The sequence below is a fragment of the Herminiimonas sp. CN genome (assembly GCF_000622895.1).
Classification (GTDB): domain Bacteria; phylum Pseudomonadota; class Gammaproteobacteria; order Burkholderiales; family Burkholderiaceae_D; genus AVCC01.
On sequence record NZ_AVCC01000039.1, the window covers coordinates 12,792 to 30,017 of the forward strand.

Annotated in this window: 14 protein-coding genes; 12 read left to right on the forward strand and 2 right to left on the reverse strand. The window is 59.8% G+C overall.

Annotated elements, in window-relative coordinates; genetic code table 11:
- Positions 1-2: 2 nt before the first annotated feature.
- A complete protein-coding gene (gene folD / locus HMCN_RS0109985; protein ID WP_025917256.1) occupies positions 3-848 on the reverse strand; it encodes a bifunctional methylenetetrahydrofolate dehydrogenase/methenyltetrahydrofolate cyclohydrolase FolD in 846 nt (281 codons plus the stop codon).
- Between the two features lie 412 nt (positions 849-1,260).
- Here folD and aceE point away from each other — a divergent pair, with 412 nt between their 5' ends.
- From aceE to yedF, 5 genes are all read left to right on the forward strand, one after another.
- Positions 1,261-3,957, forward strand: coding sequence for a pyruvate dehydrogenase (acetyl-transferring), homodimeric type (gene aceE / locus HMCN_RS0109990; protein WP_025917257.1), 2,697 nt, complete (start codon positions 1,261-1,263; stop codon positions 3,955-3,957).
- A 119-nt stretch (positions 3,958-4,076) separates the two neighbouring features.
- On the forward strand, positions 4,077-5,387 hold the full coding sequence (gene aceF / locus HMCN_RS0109995; protein WP_025917258.1) for a dihydrolipoyllysine-residue acetyltransferase: 1,311 nt from the start codon (positions 4,077-4,079) through the stop codon (positions 5,385-5,387).
- A gap of 162 nt (positions 5,388-5,549) precedes the next feature.
- Positions 5,550-7,349, forward strand: coding sequence for a dihydrolipoyl dehydrogenase (gene lpdA / locus HMCN_RS0110000; RefSeq protein ID WP_025917259.1), 1,800 nt, complete (start codon positions 5,550-5,552; stop codon positions 7,347-7,349).
- Between the two features lie 522 nt (positions 7,350-7,871).
- Positions 7,872-9,101: a selenium metabolism membrane protein YedE/FdhT gene (yedE, locus tag HMCN_RS0110005; RefSeq protein ID WP_238552088.1), complete on the forward strand. Its 1,230-nt coding sequence runs from the start codon at positions 7,872-7,874 to the stop codon at positions 9,099-9,101.
- A complete protein-coding gene (gene yedF, locus HMCN_RS0110010; RefSeq protein ID WP_025917261.1) occupies positions 9,098-9,337 on the forward strand; it encodes a sulfurtransferase-like selenium metabolism protein YedF in 240 nt (79 codons plus the stop codon). The genes yedE and yedF overlap by 4 nt, the downstream gene beginning before the upstream one ends.
- A 188-nt stretch (positions 9,338-9,525) precedes the next feature.
- Here the strand turns inward: yedF and HMCN_RS0110015 are convergent, their stop codons facing one another.
- Positions 9,526-9,882: a DsrE/DsrF/TusD sulfur relay family protein gene (locus tag HMCN_RS0110015; protein ID WP_025917262.1), complete on the reverse strand. Its 357-nt coding sequence runs from the start codon at positions 9,880-9,882 to the stop codon at positions 9,526-9,528.
- Positions 9,883-10,233: 351 nt separating this feature from the next.
- Between HMCN_RS0110015 and HMCN_RS0110020 the strand changes: the two genes are divergently transcribed.
- The 7 genes from HMCN_RS0110020 to HMCN_RS19240 all read left to right on the forward strand — a co-directional run.
- Complete coding sequence (locus HMCN_RS0110020; RefSeq protein ID WP_025917263.1) at positions 10,234-10,605, forward strand: DUF423 domain-containing protein; 372 nt, start codon at positions 10,234-10,236, stop codon at positions 10,603-10,605.
- A gap of 324 nt (positions 10,606-10,929) precedes the next feature.
- The gene (locus tag HMCN_RS0110025) at positions 10,930-11,475 is read left to right on the forward strand and encodes a cytochrome b (RefSeq protein WP_025917264.1); all 546 of its coding nucleotides are present in this window, start codon (positions 10,930-10,932) and stop codon (positions 11,473-11,475) included.
- Between the two features lie 37 nt (positions 11,476-11,512).
- On the forward strand, positions 11,513-12,931 hold the full coding sequence (locus HMCN_RS0110030; protein ID WP_025917265.1) for an efflux transporter outer membrane subunit: 1,419 nt from the start codon (positions 11,513-11,515) through the stop codon (positions 12,929-12,931).
- Positions 12,928-14,247 carry an efflux RND transporter periplasmic adaptor subunit gene (locus HMCN_RS0110035; RefSeq protein ID WP_025917266.1) on the forward strand — a complete coding sequence of 440 codons (1,320 nt, stop codon included), beginning with the start codon at positions 12,928-12,930 and terminating at the stop codon, positions 14,245-14,247. The genes HMCN_RS0110030 and HMCN_RS0110035 overlap by 4 nt, the downstream gene beginning before the upstream one ends.
- Positions 14,244-15,029, forward strand: coding sequence for an ABC transporter ATP-binding protein (locus HMCN_RS0110040; protein WP_025917267.1), 786 nt, complete (start codon positions 14,244-14,246; stop codon positions 15,027-15,029). Before HMCN_RS0110035 ends, HMCN_RS0110040 begins: the two co-directional genes overlap by 4 nt.
- Positions 15,029-16,240 (forward strand): ABC transporter permease, encoded by a 1,212-nt coding sequence (locus tag HMCN_RS0110045; protein WP_025917268.1) that lies wholly within the window; start codon positions 15,029-15,031, stop codon positions 16,238-16,240. The genes HMCN_RS0110040 and HMCN_RS0110045 overlap by 1 nt, the downstream gene beginning before the upstream one ends.
- Positions 16,241-16,897: 657 nt before the next feature.
- A partial coding sequence (locus tag HMCN_RS19240) for a hypothetical protein (protein WP_155837518.1) occupies positions 16,898-17,226 on the forward strand: 329 nt, incomplete at its 3' end.

The following is a 17,226-nucleotide window of genomic DNA, read 5'->3' on the forward strand; positions in this document are numbered from 1 at the left end:
TTTTAGTTTCTTTCCGCCGCTTCGATCGTGTTGACGAGCAGCATGGTAATGGTCATTGGCCCGACGCCACCTGGCACCGGGGTAATGTAACCCGCCACCTCTTTCACATTGGCGAAATCGACATCTCCGCACAATTTTCCGTGATCGTCGCGGTTCATGCCGACATCGATCACGACTGCGCCGGGCTTGACCATGTCGGCGGTGACGATGTTGCGACGTCCGGTGGCGACCACCAGAATATCGGCGTTCTTGGTGTGGGATGCCAGGTCGCGGGTCTTGGAATTGCAGATGGTGACGGTCGCGCCGGCTTGCAAGAGCAGCATCGCTTGCGGCTTGCCGACGATGTTGGAGGCGCCGACCACGACCGCATTGGCGCCGCGCACCGGGTAATCGATCGATTCCAGCATCTTCATCACGCCATATGGGGTGCAGGGGCGAAACAGCGGCTGGCCGGTCATCAGCAGGCCGGCATTGTTGACGTGGAAACCATCCACATCCTTGGCTGCTGCGATGGCTTCGATGACCTTGTGCGTATTGATGTGCGCCGGCAGCGGCAATTGCACCAGGATGCCGTGGATTTTCGGATCGTGATTGAGGGCGTCGATGCGGGCCAGCAAGGCCGCTTCGCTCAGGTCGGCATCGTATTTCTCCAGCACCGAATAGATGCCGTTGTCCTCGCACGCCTTCACCTTGTTTCGCACATATACCTGCGAAGCGGGGCTGTCGCCGACCAGGATCACGGCCAGGCCGGGCTGCCTGCCCTGCGCGGTCAGGGCGGCGGCGCGCCGGGCGACATCCGCGCGCAGTTGTTGGGAGAGAAGATTTCCGTCTATGAGTTGGGCAGCCATGATATGCGTCAGATGAGTTTGATTTAAAACAGGATTATAAGACCAGCCGCTGACAGGATTTGGAGAATCGCTGCCGGGAGCGGGTCAGGCCGGGGTCGGCGCGGTGGTTTTCAATCGCCACTGCGGAGTGCTTCGTCTGGATGCGACAGTGGAGATATGCGTACAAAAGCTGGTTTGCTGCCCTGCAAAATCCGCCTCCAGCCGGTATCTGTTGGCCCTGCTTCATAAATTTCGAAATTGTGCTGCTCCGCCATATAATTTCATATCATGAAAAACGATTTCGCAATTTGAAAGATTAAAAAACTGCTGATAGAATGCTTGCGCTCGGAGCAAATTTAACCGTAAATTGTTAGCGGATACCGCTCAACGCGATGTCAAGTCGGGTTGGGTCTACAACCAGGAGACGCAAAAAATGTCAGCTCAACTTGATCAAGTCTTGGCGCAAGCCACCAGCGATCCCGATGTGATGGAAACCCAGGAGTGGCTCGATGCGCTCGAAGCCGTGATCGAGCACGAAGGGCCGGAACGCGCCCACTACCTGATGGAGCGCATGGTTGATCTGGCGCGCCGCCGCGGCGCGCAGATTCCTTTTTCCAGCAATACCGCCTACGTCAACACCATTCCGCAGCACCTTGAAACCCACTGCCCCGGCAATCTGGAGATTGAAGAGCGGCTGCGCTCCTGGATGCGCTGGAATGCGATGGCAATGGTGGTCAAGGCCAATCGTCTTGACGGCGATCTCGGCGGCCATCTGGCCAGCTTTGCTTCGCTGGCAAATATGCTGGGAATCGGCTTCAACCACTTCTGGCATGCGCCGACCGAAGACCACGGCGGCGACCTGATCTATTTCCAGGGCCACTCGTCGCCCGGGATTTACGCCCGCGCCTTCCTGGAAGGCCGCCTGAGCGAAGAACAGTTGCTCAATTACCGCCGTGAAGTCGATGGCAATGGCCTGTCTTCCTATCCGCATCCGAAGCTGATGCTGGATTTCTGGCAATTTTCGACCGTATCGATGGGCCTGGGCCCGCTGATGGCGATTTATCAGGCGCGCTTCCTGAAATACCTGCATGCGCGCGGGATTGCAAAAACCGACAACCGCAAGGTCTGGGTGTTCTGCGGCGACGGCGAGATGGACGAGCCGGAATCGATGGGCGCGATCGGCATGGCCGCGCGCGAGACGCTCGATAATCTGGTGATGATCGTCAACTGCAATCTGCAGCGACTGGACGGCCCGGTGCGCGGCAACGGCAAAATCATCCAGGAACTGGAAGCCGATTTCCGCGGCGCCGGCTGGAACGTGATCAAGGTCATCTGGGGCCCCGGCTGGGATGCGTTGCTGGCCCAGGACAAGGAAGGCATCCTGCAGCGCGTGATGATGGAAACCGTCGACGGCGATTACCAGAACTACAAGGCCAAGGATGGCGCTTATGTGCGCAAGCACTTCTTCGGCAAGCATCCGAAACTGCTGGAGATGGTCGCCAACATGACCGACGACGACATCTGGCACCTGACGCGCGGCGGCCATGATCCGCACAAGATCTATGCCGCCTACAAGGTCGCGCAAGAACACAAGGGCCAGCCGACCGTGCTGCTGGTCAAGACCGTCAAGGGTTACGGCATGGGCAAGTCCGGCGAAGCGCGCAACACCGCCCACCAGACCAAGAAGCTCGATGATGAAGCGATCCGCGCGATGCGCGACCGTTTCGGGATTCCGATTCCCGACGACAAGCTGCCCGAGATCCCGTTCTTCAAGCCGGCCGACGATGCGCCGGAAATGATCTACCTGAAAGAGCGCCGCAAAGCGCTGGGCGGTTCCTTGCCGCAGCGTCGCGTGCGTGCCGATGAAACGCTGCCGATCCCCGAGTTGAGCGCATTCCAGAACGTGCTCGACGCGACCGCACCGAGGCGCGAGATTTCGACTACCCAGGCGTATGTCCGCATCATTGCGACTTTGCTGCGCGACGCCACGCTGGCGCCGCGGGTGGTGCCGATTCTGGTCGATGAAACCCGCACCTTCGGGATGGAAGGCTTGTTCCGCCAGATCGGCATCTTCAACCAGCAAGGCCAGTTGTACGAGCCGGTCGACAAGGACCAGGTGATGTACTACCGCGAAGACAAGGCCGGCCAGATCCTGCAGGAAGGCATCAACGAAGCGGGCGGCATGTGTTCGTGGATCGCGGCCGCGACTTCGTACTCGACCAACAACCGCGTGATGTTGCCGTTTTATGCGTTCTACTCGATGTTCGGCCTGCAGCGGGTGGGCGACCTGGTCTGGGCCGCCGGCGACATGTGCGCGCGCGGCTTCCTGATGGGAGGCACTGCCGGACGCACCACGCTCAACGGCGAAGGCTTGCAGCATGAAGACGGCCATAGCCACGTGCTGGCGGCGACAGTGCCGAACTGCGTGCCGTACGATCCGACCTTCGCGCATGAAGTCGCAGTCATCATCCACGACGGCCTGAAGCGGATGGTCGAAAAGCAGGAAGACGTGTTTTATTACATTACCCTGATGAACGAGAACTACGCTCATCCGGGCCTGAAGCCGGGTCAGGAAGAAGGGATTCTGAAAGGCATGTACCTGCTGCAGGAGGGCGACAAGGATGCCAAGCAACGCGTGCAGCTGATCGGTTCCGGCACCATTTTGCGCGAATCCATCTTTGCCGCGGAATTGCTGAAAGACGACTGGGGCATCGCAGCCGATATCTGGTCCGCGCCGTCGCTGACCCTGGTTGCCCGCGAAGGCCAGGATGCCGAGCGCTGGAACATGGTGCATCCGACCGACGAGCAGCGCCTGCCGTACGTGACCCGGTTGCTGCAAAACACGCAGGGCCCGATCGTAGCTTCGACCGATTACATGCGTTTGTTTGCCGAGCAGATCCGCGCTTTCATGCCGAAAGGCCGCAGCTACAAGGTGTTGGGCACCGATGGTTTCGGCCGTTCCGATACGCGCGTGAAGTTGCGCGAGTTCTTCGAGGTCAATCGTTACTACGTGGTGGTTTCTGCCTTGAAGTCGCTGGCGGAGGAGGGCGCGATTTCGGCTTCGGTAGTGGCGCAGGCAATTGCCAAATACGGCATCGATTCGAACAAGCCGAATCCGGTCACGCAGTAAATCCGGTAATGCGCGCCTGGCTGGACCTGGGGCGCGCTCTCAATACACGGGTTTGCGACGCAAACCCGCACTTACACCGACTTTCTGCATCGAGCGGAAGGTGAAACGGAGACAACGTTATGAGTTTAGTCGAAGTCAAAGTCCCGGATATCGGCGACTTCAAGGAAGTCGAAGTCATCGAACTGATGGTCAAGCCGGGCGATGCGATCAAGGTCGATCAATCGCTGATCACGGTCGAATCCGACAAGGCCAGCATGGAGATTCCGTCCAGCCACGCCGGCGTCGTCAAGGAAATCAGGGTCAAGATTGGCGACAAGGTCAAGGAAGGCTCGCTGCTGTTGCTGCTGGAAGCGGCCGCCGGCGCAGCAGTTGCAGAACCTGCACCGGCAGTCGCCGCAGCCAGTCCTGCCACGGTAGCCGCGGCAGCGCCGGTAGTTGCGCCCGCACCCGTACCCGCACCGGCCGCCCCAGCCGCTGCGGCAGCGCAGAGCGGCGGCAGCAAGCCGCATGCATCGCCGTCGATTCGCAAGTTTGCCCGCGAACTGGGCGTGGATCTGGCGCGCGTTTCCGGCTCCGCTCCGAAGGGCCGCATCACGCAGGAGGACGTACAGAATTTCGTCAAAGGCGTGATGTCGGGTGCGATCGGCACTGCCGCAGCGCCGGCAAGCGGCGGTGTCGGCCTGGAGTTGCTGCCGTGGCCATCGCTCGATTTCAGCAAATTCGGCAGCACCGAATTGCTGCCGCTGTCGCGCATCAAGAAAATCAGCGGCCCGAACCTGCATCGCAACTGGGTGATGATCCCGCACGTGACGCAGTTCGACGAAGCCGATGTCACCGAGCTGGAAGAGTTGCGCAAGTCGGCCAATGCTGCGATGGCAAAATCCGGCAAGGGTGACGCAATTAAGCTCACCATGCTGGCGTTCGTCATCAAGGCATGCGTGGCCGCGCTGAAAAAATTCCCGGCCTTTAATGCGTCGCTGGACGAAAGCGGCGCCAACCTGATCCTGAAGCAGTACTATCACATCGGCTTTGCCGCCGATACGCCGAACGGCCTGATGGTGCCGGTGATCAAGGATGCCGACAAAAAAGGCATTACCCAGATCGCGCAGGAAATGGGCGAGCTGTCGGCGCAGGCGCGCGACGGCAAGCTCAAGCCGGCCGACATGCAGGGCGCCAGCTTCACCATTTCGTCGCTGGGCGGGATTGGCGGTACCGCGTTCACGCCGATCATCAACGCGCCCGAAGTCGCGATTCTCGGCTTGTCGAAGTCGGTCATCAAGCCGGTCTGGGACGGCAAGCAGTTCGCGCCGCGCCTGATGATGCCGATGTCCTTGTCATACGATCATCGCGTCATAGACGGTGCAATGGGCGCCCGTTTCAGCGTGTATCTAGCGGAAGTCTTGGCCGACATGCGCAAAACCCTGCTGTAGCGCATATCCGCAGTCTTGCGATGCAGTGATTCGAGTTCCTCCCCGGGCGGGAGGTCAGGTGCACAATGGGTAACGGGTTTGCATGCCAATCGCACAAACCTGTTTCCATCCCGGTCTTGCAGCGAAGTAAAGAAGCGGCAAGGCCAGAACGGAGCCAAAACCATGAGTTTAATCGAAGTCAAAGTCCCGGATATCGGCGACTTCAAGGAAGTCGAAGTGATCGAATTGATGATCAAGCCGGGCGATACGATCAAGGTCGATCAATCGCTGATCACGGTCGAATCCGACAAGGCCAGCATGGAAATTCCATCCAGCCACGCCGGCGTCGTTAAGGAAATCAAGGTCAAGATCGGTGACAAGGTCAAGGAAGGTTCGCTGCTGCTGATGCTGGAAGCGGCGGCCGGTGCAGCAGTTGCAGAACCTGCGCCGGCGGCCGCGGCAGCGCCAGTCTCTGCCGCAGTCGCCGCGCCAGTCGTTGCGGCGGCAGCACCCGCGGCACCTGCCGCCGCCAGCTACACTGGCCAGGTCGATCTCGAATGCGAGATGCTGGTGCTGGGCGCCGGGCCGGGCGGGTATTCGGCCGCCTTCCGTTCTGCCGATCTCGGCATGGCGACCGTGCTGGTCGAGCGTTATTCGACGCTGGGCGGAGTGTGCCTGAACGTCGGCTGCATCCCGTCCAAAGCCTTGCTGCATGTGGCGGCGGTGATCGACGAAGCGGCCACCATGGCCGCGCACGGCGTCACTTTTGCCCGGCCCGAGGTCGATATCGACAAGCTGCGCGCCTACAAGGAGGGCGTGATCGGCAAGATGACCAGTGGCTTGAGCGGCATGGCCAAGGCGCGCAAGGTCAACGTAGTGCAGGGCGTCGGCCAGTTTGCCAGTCCCCATCATCTGGAAGTCACCGCCGCCGACGGCAGCAAGAAAACCGTGCAGTTCAAGCAGGCGATCATCGCCGCCGGCTCATCGGTGGTGAACCTGCCGTTCGTGCAAGGTGCCGAAAAAGCGGATCCGCGCATCGTCGATTCCACCGGCGCGCTGGAGTTGCGCCAGATACCGAAACGCATGCTGGTTATCGGCGGCGGCATCATCGGCCTGGAAATGGCGACCGTGTACTCGACGCTGGGTGCGCGCATCGACGTGGTCGAGATGATGGATGGCCTGATGCAGGGCGCGGACCGCGACATGGTCAAGGTGTGGCAGAAATTCAACCAGAAACGTTTCGACAAGATCATGTTGAAGACCAAGACTGTCGGCATCGAAGCCTTGCCGGAAGGGATCAAGGTCAGCTTCGAAGGCGCCGATGCTTCGGTTGCCGCGCCGGAGCCGCAACTGTACGACATGGTGCTGGTCGCAGTGGGCCGCAGCCCGAACGGCAACAAGATCGCCGCCGACAAGGCCGGCGTCGCCGTCACCGAGCGCGGCTTCATCAGCGTCGATAGCCAGATGCGCACCAACGTGCCGCACATCTTCGCCATCGGCGACCTGGTCGGGCAGCCGATGCTGGCGCACAAGGCGGTGCATGAGGCGCATGTCGCAGCCGAAGCGGCGGCCGGCGAAAAGTCGCATTTCGACGCCCGCGTGATTCCGTCGGTGGCCTACACCGACCCGGAAGTGGCATGGGCCGGCATCACCGAGGACGAAGCCAAGGCCAAGGGCATCAAGCTGGAAAAAGGCCATTTCCCGTGGGCCGCTTCCGGCCGTGCGGTGGCCAATGGGCGCGACGAAGGCTTCACCAAGCTGCTGTTCGACGCCGAAACCCACCGCATCGTCGGTGGCGGCATCGTCGGCACCCATGCCGGCGACATGATCGGCGAAATCGCGCTGGCCATCGAGATGGGCGCCGATGCGGTCGATATCGGCAAAACCATCCATCCGCACCCGACCCTGGGCGAATCGCTCGGCATGGCGGCCGAAGTGGCTGAAGGCGTCTGCACCGACTTGCCGCCGATGCGCAAGAAGTAAGGATCGCAGCAGTCAGAAAAACCTCCCTCCGGAACGGATCGGCGGGAGGTTTTTCAATCTGCGCGAAAACGCTTATTCAATAAATTTGATGAGTATGTGAATAAATGCCAGATAATACGCATGTATTTAAGTGAATTTTAAAAATACTGTATATCGTATATATTATTCGAGCTTGCGTTTGCGGTACGTGTCCATCGCTTAAATCGACCGCCTCTATAGTGAACCTTGCAGGCCGCTTGGCTATTTTCGATACTGCAAGGGCTGATTTCGGCTAGGAGCTGCCGGCCAAGAGTTCAAGGTCGAAGGTCCGGTTCAGATTGTTGTCATGACAGTCTTGAGCGGACCTGCAACAGGTGATTCTTGACCGCCCGGTGCCGGATTCTTCACTCTGATTTTCCAAAATCCTGCGGTACAATCCACGCCACCATTTGGCAGCCAATAAGCGGATTTCTTGTTCGGCGCTCTTGCCTGATGGGTGCAATCCCTTTGATATGACTTGCCTGCCAAGTTCGGCAGTGAATAGTGAAAGCGAAACTGGCGATGAATTGGCACGATTTCAAACAAAACTATCTGGTGCGATTTTGGTCGCCGGTACCGTCGGTAATCGCGGCAGGCGTACTTTCTGCCTATTATTTCGGCCTTACTGGAACTTTTTGGGCGGTGACTGGCGAGTTCACCCGCTGGGGCGGCCATTTGTTGCAATTGTTTGGCGCTCATCCGGAAAACTGGGGGTACTTCAAGGTAATCCATCTCGAAGGCACGCCGCTGGACCGGGTTGACGGCGTCATGATCATTGGCATGTTTGCCGGTTGCATGTCTGCAGCGCTATGGGCGAACAACGTCAAGTTGCGGTTGCCTCAACATCGCATTCGCATCGTCCAGGCCGTGATTGGGGGCATTATTGCTGGATTTGGCGCCCGTTTGGCGATGGGCTGCAATCTTGCTGCATTCTTCACTGGCATTCCGCAGTTTTCCCTGCACGCCTGGTTTTTTGCTTTGGCTGCTGCAGCGGGTTCTTGGCTTGGGGCCCGTTTTACGATGTTGCCAGTGTTCCGTATCCCGGTAAAACTTGAGAAAGTTTCCGCAGCACAACCGCTCACACAACAAGCTGATCGCGCTACACGACGCTTCCGGCTGGGCATGTTGCTGTTCGTTTGCTTCGTGCTGTGGGCCCTTGCCAAGACGCTTGATGCGCCTAAATTGGGGCTGGCGGCATTGTTCGGTTTGGCTTTCGGCCTGATTATCGAGCGGGCGCAAGTATGTTTTACTTCGGCATTCCGAGATTTATGGCTGACCGGCCGCACCCAGATGGCGAAGGCCATCATTATTGGCATGGCGGTCAGCACCATCGGCATCTACAGTTATGTACAGCTAGGCGTGCCACCCAAAATTCTGTGGGCAGGCCCCAATGCGGTCATTGGCGGTTTGCTGTTCGGTTTTGGCATTGTGCTGGCCGGAGGCTGTGAAACCGGCTGGATGTACCGGGCGATGGAAGGCCAGGTACATTTCTGGTGGGTTGGATTGGGCAATATCATCGGCGCCACATTGCTCGCTTTTTGGTGGGATAGCTTGGCTCCGGCCCTGGCCACAAGTTACGGCAAAATCAATCTGTTGGCAGTATTCGGCCCCCAAGGTGGCCTCATCGCAACTTACCTGATGTTGGCTGCAGCCATGCTGGCCGTGTTGTGGTGGGAAAAACGTTTTTTTGCCGACAAATCCAAGAACGTTAATTTATTCAAGGAAGCCGCATGAAGAAGATGTCATACACCCCAGATTATCGATTAGACATGGAAGGAGAGCCTTGTCCTTATCCTGCAATGGCCACTTTGGAGGCGATGCCACAATTGCAGCCTGGAGAAATTCTGGAGGTGGTGTCGGACTGCCCTCAGTCCATCAACAATATCCCGCTTGACGCCAAAAATCACGGCTACGAGGTTTTGGAAATCCAGCAGGATGGGCCGACCATTCGCTACCTGATTCGTCGCTAAGCCGGCAAGGCTACGCACGGACGTTTTGGGAAAAGACACTGCGCGTATTGGCGGCCATGCCACTGGCTGGCACCGCCCGTCCGGCCCTGGTCCGCGCATTCCGGCCGGGACCGCCAAGCGGCCTCAATGCTTCGGCCATCTCAAGGCGTGCCCCGCAAACGATTCGCAGTTGCTGGCTGCGATAGCGATCAGAAGGTGATGACTTTGTCGGCCGCCAGCGTCGCCTGAGCCAATTCGGCCAAAGTGCCGATGCTTGTGCCGGGAATCAGAGGCAGCTCACCCAAGCCGCGTGCGAATGCGCAGGTGCGGCAAATCCTGATCGAAACGTTGTGGCGAACCAGTTCCTCGACCATGCCCTGCAGGCCGTTTCCAGTCGCATCGATTTGATTGGGCAGAGCGAGCACGGTCGCATCCGACATCAGAAAGATTTGCACTTTGGGAGTGTCGCCTTCGACACCGGCCAAGGCGGTGGCCAGACGCAATCCCGACAGGCACCGCTCACTGCCGTAGGGTGGAGCGTGAATGATGATGAGGATTTTTTGCATCGCGATGGTCTCCATGAAAGCGGGTTGCTGGGCGGCGGTAGTTGCTTACCGGCGCTTCCGGTGCGCGCCCAATGATACACAAGACGGGCGACTGCCACTTGAGAAGAACTGATGGCGGCGCTTCGCGAAGTGAGGCGGCATTCCGGGAGACGGCAGGGAAGTCGCCATGGCGGTCGGTGCATTGGCTACGGCGCGCCCGAAGCCAGGCGCGCCGGATCGTCATGCCCCCGGATGGAATGTACTTTTAGTGGAGTATGATTAAATATTGTGCCATTGGCGCATGTATTCATTGCGCTAATTTAAAATACCAATAGAAGTATTTTTTAATGCTGATTATCGGAACCCCCCCTCATGAATGAACGCTCCCTGATCATTGCGGCTGCCATCAACATGTTCATCGCGGTGGCCGCCGGCGCCTTCGGCGCGCATGGGCTGAAAAATAGTCTGAGCAGCGACATGCTGGCGGTCTGGCACACCGCGGTCACTTACCAGATGGCGCACGCGCTGGGCTTGTTCGCGATTGCACTGCTGATGCCGCGCTTTAGCCCTGCGCTATTGGCCCGGGCCGGGATCGTGATGCTGGCCGGGATCGTGGTATTCAGCGGCAGCTTGTACGCATTGGCAATCAGCGGCATGCGCATGCTGGGTGCGGTCACGCCGATCGGCGGCGCCGCATTCCTGCTGGCGTGGGCGATGGTGGCCTGGGCGGCTTTTCGCGGTTAATGTGTTTATTGGGTGTATGTCTTCAAATGCCATTTCATCGCATGTTTTTAAAGCGCCTATTAAAAATACACTACCCTGTTTGTGTGCATGTATCGGCCCGCGTCAGCAGGTTTGTCCAGGGCAGTGGATTTGTATTGTTTTGTAAAAACATCACGGCTCTGGCGCATCAGTCACTAAAATACGCAGGCGTTCGGCAGCTGCTTGCGCTGGCGTAAGCCAGCTTCTGATTGGTCGGTTTGAGGTTGAATAAGCGTCATTCTTTGGCATGCGCCATGATGACTCCGTTCAAGCCAATTTCCGGCAAACTCTGATGAGGATAGGTATATGAATACAAATAATTCCGGCAGGTATGGCACGTTGCCGATCGGACTGCACTGGCTGATGTTGTTTCTGCTCGCCGCTGTGTATGCCAGCATGGAACTGCGCGGCATTTTTCCCAAGGGGAGTGCGCTGCGTGACGGGATGAAAATGTGGCATTACATGCTCGGCTTGTCTGTTTTCACCCTGGTATGGATACGTCTGGCAGCGCGCCTGCTGACGTCCGCGCCGGCCATTACGCCCGCTCCGCCGCAATGGCAGATGCGGCTTTCCCTGTGGTTGCATGTGGCGCTATACCTGCTGATGATCGTTACGCCGCTGCTGGGCTGGTTGTTGCTGAGTGCCGACGGCAAGCCGGTTCCATTCTTCGGGCTCGAACTGCCTGCGCTGATCGCCGAAAGCAAGGACAACGCCAAGCAGATAAAAGAGTTGCATGAAACAATCGCCACGGCCGGTTATTTCCTGATCGGCCTGCATGCCGCTGCGGCGCTGTTCCACCATTATTGGATACGGGATAACACGCTCAGAAGAATGTTGCCAGGCCTTAAGTGATGCACTTGTCGCGCATGAATTTTCCGGAAAAGACAGCATGTTGAGCAGACTCGGATTGTGGGCGCTGGTGCTGCCGCTGTCGGCGTGCGTGTCATTGACCCCAACCGCACCGGGGCTGCCCGATATTGCAGCGCCGGCGGCGTGGTCGACGACCCCTGCCATCACTGGCAATGCCAATCTCAATCTCGCGCAGTGGTGGCAGCGCTTTGACGATCCCTTGCTCGCAACCCTGATACTGCAAGCATTGCAGGCCAACACCAGCGTCAGGAGTGCGCAGGCAGCCTTGCTGCAGGCGCGCGCGCTGCGCGATGTCGCGGCTGCCGGCCTGCTGCCCGGCGTTACCGGCTCGGCCTCGGCGCAGCGCAGCAAGTCGGGCAACGCCAGTCCCGGCAATGTGTTCAATGCCGGCTTTGACGCCAGCTGGGAGCCGGATGTGTTCGGCGGTAACCGCAACGCGCTGCAGGCCGGCGAAGCCAGCGCCCAAGCCAGCGCTGCCAGCCTGGCCGACGTGCAGGTGTCGATCGCGGCTGAAGTGGCAATCGGCTATATCCAGTACCGCGGCGCGCAGTCGCGGCTGGCGATTGCCCGCGACAATCTGGCCAGCCAGCTGGAAACCTTGCAGATCACCGGTTGGCGGGTTCAGGCCGGTTTGCTGACCTCGCTCGAAGGCGAGCAGGCACGCGCCGCCAGCGAGCAGACGCAGGCCCAGATTCCGACCCTGGAAACCAGCGTGGCGCAATTCCGGCACAGCCTGGAGTTGCTGTGCGGCCAAACGCCGGATGCGCTGCGCGCACAACTTGCCAGTCCCAGCCCGGTGCCGCAGGCGCAGAATAATCTGGCGCTGAACATGCCGGCGGAAACCCTGCGCCAGCGCCCGGACGTGCGTGCCGCCGAGTATCAGGTCAGCGCCGCGCTGGCGCGGGTCGGACAGGCCGATGCCGCACGCTATCCGAGCTTCCGGCTCAATGGTTCGCTCGGTTTGAGTGCATTGACGCTGGGCACGCTTACCGGCAGCGGCGCATTGGCAAGGGCAATACTGGGCAGCGTGTCGGTGCCGCTGTTCGACGCCGGCGCGGGCAAGGCTCAGGTGCGCGCGCAGCAAGCTGCACTGGAACAAACGCGGATGTCTTATCAGGCTACGGTGCTGACTGCATTGAAGGATGTCGAGGATGCGCTGGTCGCGCTGGCGGGCGACCGCGAACGCCTGCTGCGCTTGCGCAACGCGGCCGATGCAGCAGCCAATGCGGCACTGATAGCACGGCAGCGCTATGCCAGCGGGCTGGTTGATTTTCAGACCGTGCTGGAGACGCAGCGCTCGCTGTTCAACACGCAGGACGCGGTGGCAACTACTACTACCGACCTGAGTGCCGATCATGTGCGTCTGTACAAGGCATTGGGCGGCGGCTGGCAGCCGGAGCTCGATTCCGTAACGATTACTCAATCATCCAATTCATGAACACACCATCTGCCTCAAACGAAACCAGGTCAGGCACCGATGCTGCTGCCTTGCTGGCCGATCCGGCTGCGCGCAGCCGGTGGCGTCGTCCGGCATTCTGGATTGCCGTTGCGCTGCTGATACTGGCTGCCATTGCCGTTTATATCTGGCAAGCGCAGAAAAATGCAGGCGCCGCACCCAGCTTCGCGACCGAAGCGGTGCGGCGCGGCAACCTCACGCTTTCCGTCACCGCCAACGGCACCCTGCAGCCGACGCTCTCGGTCAGCATCGGCAGCGAACTGTCCGGCACCGTGTCGCGGGTGCTGGTGGACGTCAATGACCAGGTCAAGAAAGGGCAGGTGCTGGTCGAGCTCGATACCGCCAAGCTGGGCGATCAGGTGGTGCGCTCGCGCGCCGCGCTGGCTGCCGCGAATGCGGCCGTGGCGCAAGCGGTGGCTACGGTGCAGGAGTCGCAGGCCAATCTGGGCCGGCTGGAAGAAGTGTCGCGCTTGTCCGGCGGCAAGGTGCCGTCCAAGGCTGAGCTCGACACCGGCCGCGCCACGCTGGCGCGCGCCCAGGCCAACGAATTGAGCGCCCGGGCCAACGTCGTCAGTGCCAAGGCCACCTTGTCGACCGACGATACCAATCTGTCGAAAGCATCGATACGCTCGCCGACCGATGGCGTGATTCTGACCCGTACGGTCGATCCCGGCAACGCGGTGGCGGCCTCATTGCAGGCGGTGACGCTGTTTACCGTCGCCGAAGACCTGCACCGCTTGCGGCTGCAGGTGAATGTCGATGAAGCCGATGTCGGCGCGGTCAAGGTCGGCCAGAAAGCACGCTTTACCGTCAGCGCCTATGTCAACCGCAAGTATCCGGCGACCATCACGCGGGTCGCGTTCGGTTCGACCATCACCGACAACGTGGTTACCTACGTCACTTACCTGGATGTCGATAACGCCGATCTGAGCCTGCGCCCTGGCATGACGGCCACCGCTACCATCACAGCCATCGAACGGCGCGACGTGCTGCTGGTGCCGAATACCGCGCTGCGCTTCACGCCGACGCAGAGCGCGAAGGCAGCGGGTGGCGCCGGCAAGGGCGGCATTGTGGCCAGTCTGATACCGCGCGGGCCGAGCCGGGCGCCGCGCAAGTCGGCCGCCAGCGGCGCCAGCACCGCGCAAGCGCGCCAGGTTTGGGTGTTGCGCAACGGCGCCGCGGTCGCCGTCGGCGTCACGCCCGGCATTAGCGATGGCCGGATGACCGAGGTGATTGCGGGGGATTTGCAGGCCGGCATGGAGGTTATCACCGACCAGCGCATGGCAGCCACCCAATGAGCACGGCGATCGAGCGCGCAACCCGCCCTGCTGCCGGCGAACCGTTGATCCGCCTGCGCGGAGTAACCAAGATGTACGGTAGCGGGCAAGCGGCATTGATGGCGCTCAGGGGCGTTGATATCGATATCAACGCGGGCGAATTCGTCGCCATCATGGGGCCCAGCGGCTCGGGCAAATCGACCGCGATGAACATCATCGGCTGCCTGGATACGCCCACCGCAGGCGAATACCTGTTTCAAGGCATGCATGTGGAACAATTGTCGCGCGACCAGCGCGCGCTGTTGCGCCGGCGCTACCTGGGCTTTGTGTTCCAGGGTTTCAACCTGCTGGCACGCACCTCGGCGCAGGAAAACGTCGAATTGCCTTTGCTGTACCGCGGCGAAAGCGCAGCGGCGCGCCACGCCCTGGCATCCAGAGCGCTGGCCTCAGTCGGCCTGGCCGGTTGGGAGCATCACACGCCGGCCGAACTGTCGGGCGGACAGCAGCAGCGGGTCGCGATTGCCCGCGCCATCGTTACCGAACCGGCGGTATTGCTGGCTGATGAGCCGACCGGCAACCTCGACACCCAGCGCAGCCGCGAGATCATGGAGCTGTTGTCGCGCCTCAATATTGATCACGGCATCACCGTGCTGATGGTCACGCACGAACACGACATGGCGATGTACGCCAAGCGCCTGGTGCACTTTGTCGACGGCATGCTCGACAGCGATGTCGGCAACCCGCATCCGCTCGGACCGGATTTTCTAGCAGCGCTGCCGCCAGCGGCGACAGGAGGTCCGTAATGCTGCTGAATACCTTGCTGCTGGCGCTGCGCTCGATCCGCCGCAACCTGCTGCGTTCCTTTCTGACGATACTCGGCATCGTGATCGGCGTCAGCGCCGTCATCACCATGGTGACGCTGGGCAACGGCGCCACGTTGGCGGTGCAAAATCAGATTTCCAGCCTGGGCAGCAATTTGCTGATGGTGCGCCCAGGACAACGCCAGATGTTCGGCGGCGGCGGTGGCGGCGGCGCGCCGTCCTTCAAGGAAGCAGATGCCGAAGCGATCGCGGCCCAGATCGGCGGCGTCCAGGCGGTGGCTCCGGAGGGGCGCTCCGGCGTGACCGTGGTTGCCAACGGCCGCAACTGGGCAACCAGCGTCACCGGCAGCACCAATGCCTGGTTCCAGACCAGCAACTGGAAACTGGCCACGGGCCGGCAGTTCGAGGATGGCGAGTTGCAAGCCGGTGCCGCCGTGTGCATCATCGGCGAGACGGTGCGGCGCGAGTTGTTCGATACCCGCAGCGCGCTGGGAGAGCAGTTGCGCATCAAGCAATTTTCCTGCGTAGTGGTGGGCCTGCTGGCGTCCAAAGGGCAGGGCGCGATGGGCAATGACCAGGACGATATTGTGCTGGTGCCTTTGCATACGCTGCAGCGTCGCGTCACCGGCAATCTGCGCGTTGCCACGCTGCTGGTTTCCATGAAGGACGGCAGCGATAGCGCGCGCCTGAAAGCCAGCCTGACGCAGTTGCTGCGCGAGCGCCGCAAGCTGGCCGAAGCCGACGAGGACAATTTCAATGTGCTCGACACCAAGCAGCTGGCCGAAACCCTGTCCGGCACCACCAAGGTAATGACCACGCTGCTCGGCGCGGTGGCTGCGGTGAGCTTGCTGGTGGGCGGCATCGGCATCATGAATATCATGCTGGTCAGCGTTACCGAGCGCACCCGCGAAATCGGCTTGCGCCTTGCCATCGGCGCGCTGGAGCGCGACGTGCTGCTGCAATTCCTGATCGAAGCGGTGGTGCTGGCCGCGCTCGGCGGCGTGATCGGCATCATTCTTGCTACCGCGGCTTCGATTGTGCTGGCGCAGGTGATGCAGGTGCCTTATTTGTTCAATTCGACCATCAACCTGCTGTCATTCGTGTTCTCTGCCGGGATTGGCGTACTGTTCGGCTATTTTCCCGCCCGCCGCGCTGCGCAACTGGATCCGATCGAAGCGTTGCGGCACGAGTAAATCCTTGCTGTTCGCCGCCGCAGCGCAAGCATGGCGCTAGGGCGAGCGGGACTGGAGGATTCCGCTGGCACATGTTTGGCACAACAGGAATGAAAAAAGGCTAACTTTGCAGCTAGCCCTTTTATTTATTGGTGCCGGAGAGAGGAGTCGAACCCCCGACCTTCGCATTACGAATTTTCTCCGTTCAATACATTACGATTCACGAAAACAATCTGCATTACTGAAAACCGCGCCAGCGCTCGCTTACGCTACGTCCACATCTCTGCAGAACAAACAGCGTTTTTCAGTAAAACGTGCCACTAGTGTGCCATAACTGTGCCACGTGGCGCAATGACGGCACAGTCATCAGGTGGGCGCGCCGCCACAAATACAAAGACGGATTCTGCGAGCAATAACCATCCTCGGTTACTCCCTTCCAAAGGGACACAGGAAGCCATAAAGTCGTTATTTCCCCTTGACATTCCAGGAAATTCTAAAGCGCATGTAACGCGTTGATTCGCCTACATTTTTTTATGCAGAAATGACGCACATCAGCCTATTTAGCGGCCCTTTTTAAGGGGGTGTTATCTCCTCTTAACTTCGCCAGAGTCATTGGGGATACTGCAGTCGTTGGCCAACAAAAACGTACCTCTCTCAAATAACGAACAGGAGTTAACCATGGCACATAAAGCCAAACAGAATACCCTTCAGTCTTTCGCCGCGCCTTCTCCCAGTTGCAGATTCACTGGTTTCAAACAAAGCGAAAAGGCTGTGGACGCTCCAGACTTTTCGCCAGTTTTTGCATCACCTTTGAACAAATTCAATGTTGCTCCTGAGTTATTTCCAGAAGGAGCGCAGCCACAACGGGCTCCTCAGTCACGTTGGTTTTCTGTGAAAAAAATGGCGCAAATCTATAACGACGTCACCAGCGAGGCTGCACTCAGAAATCTAATCTGGCAAGCGGAAGCTTGGGAGAAGTTCCCCAAAGCAGGACTTAAATCAAATGG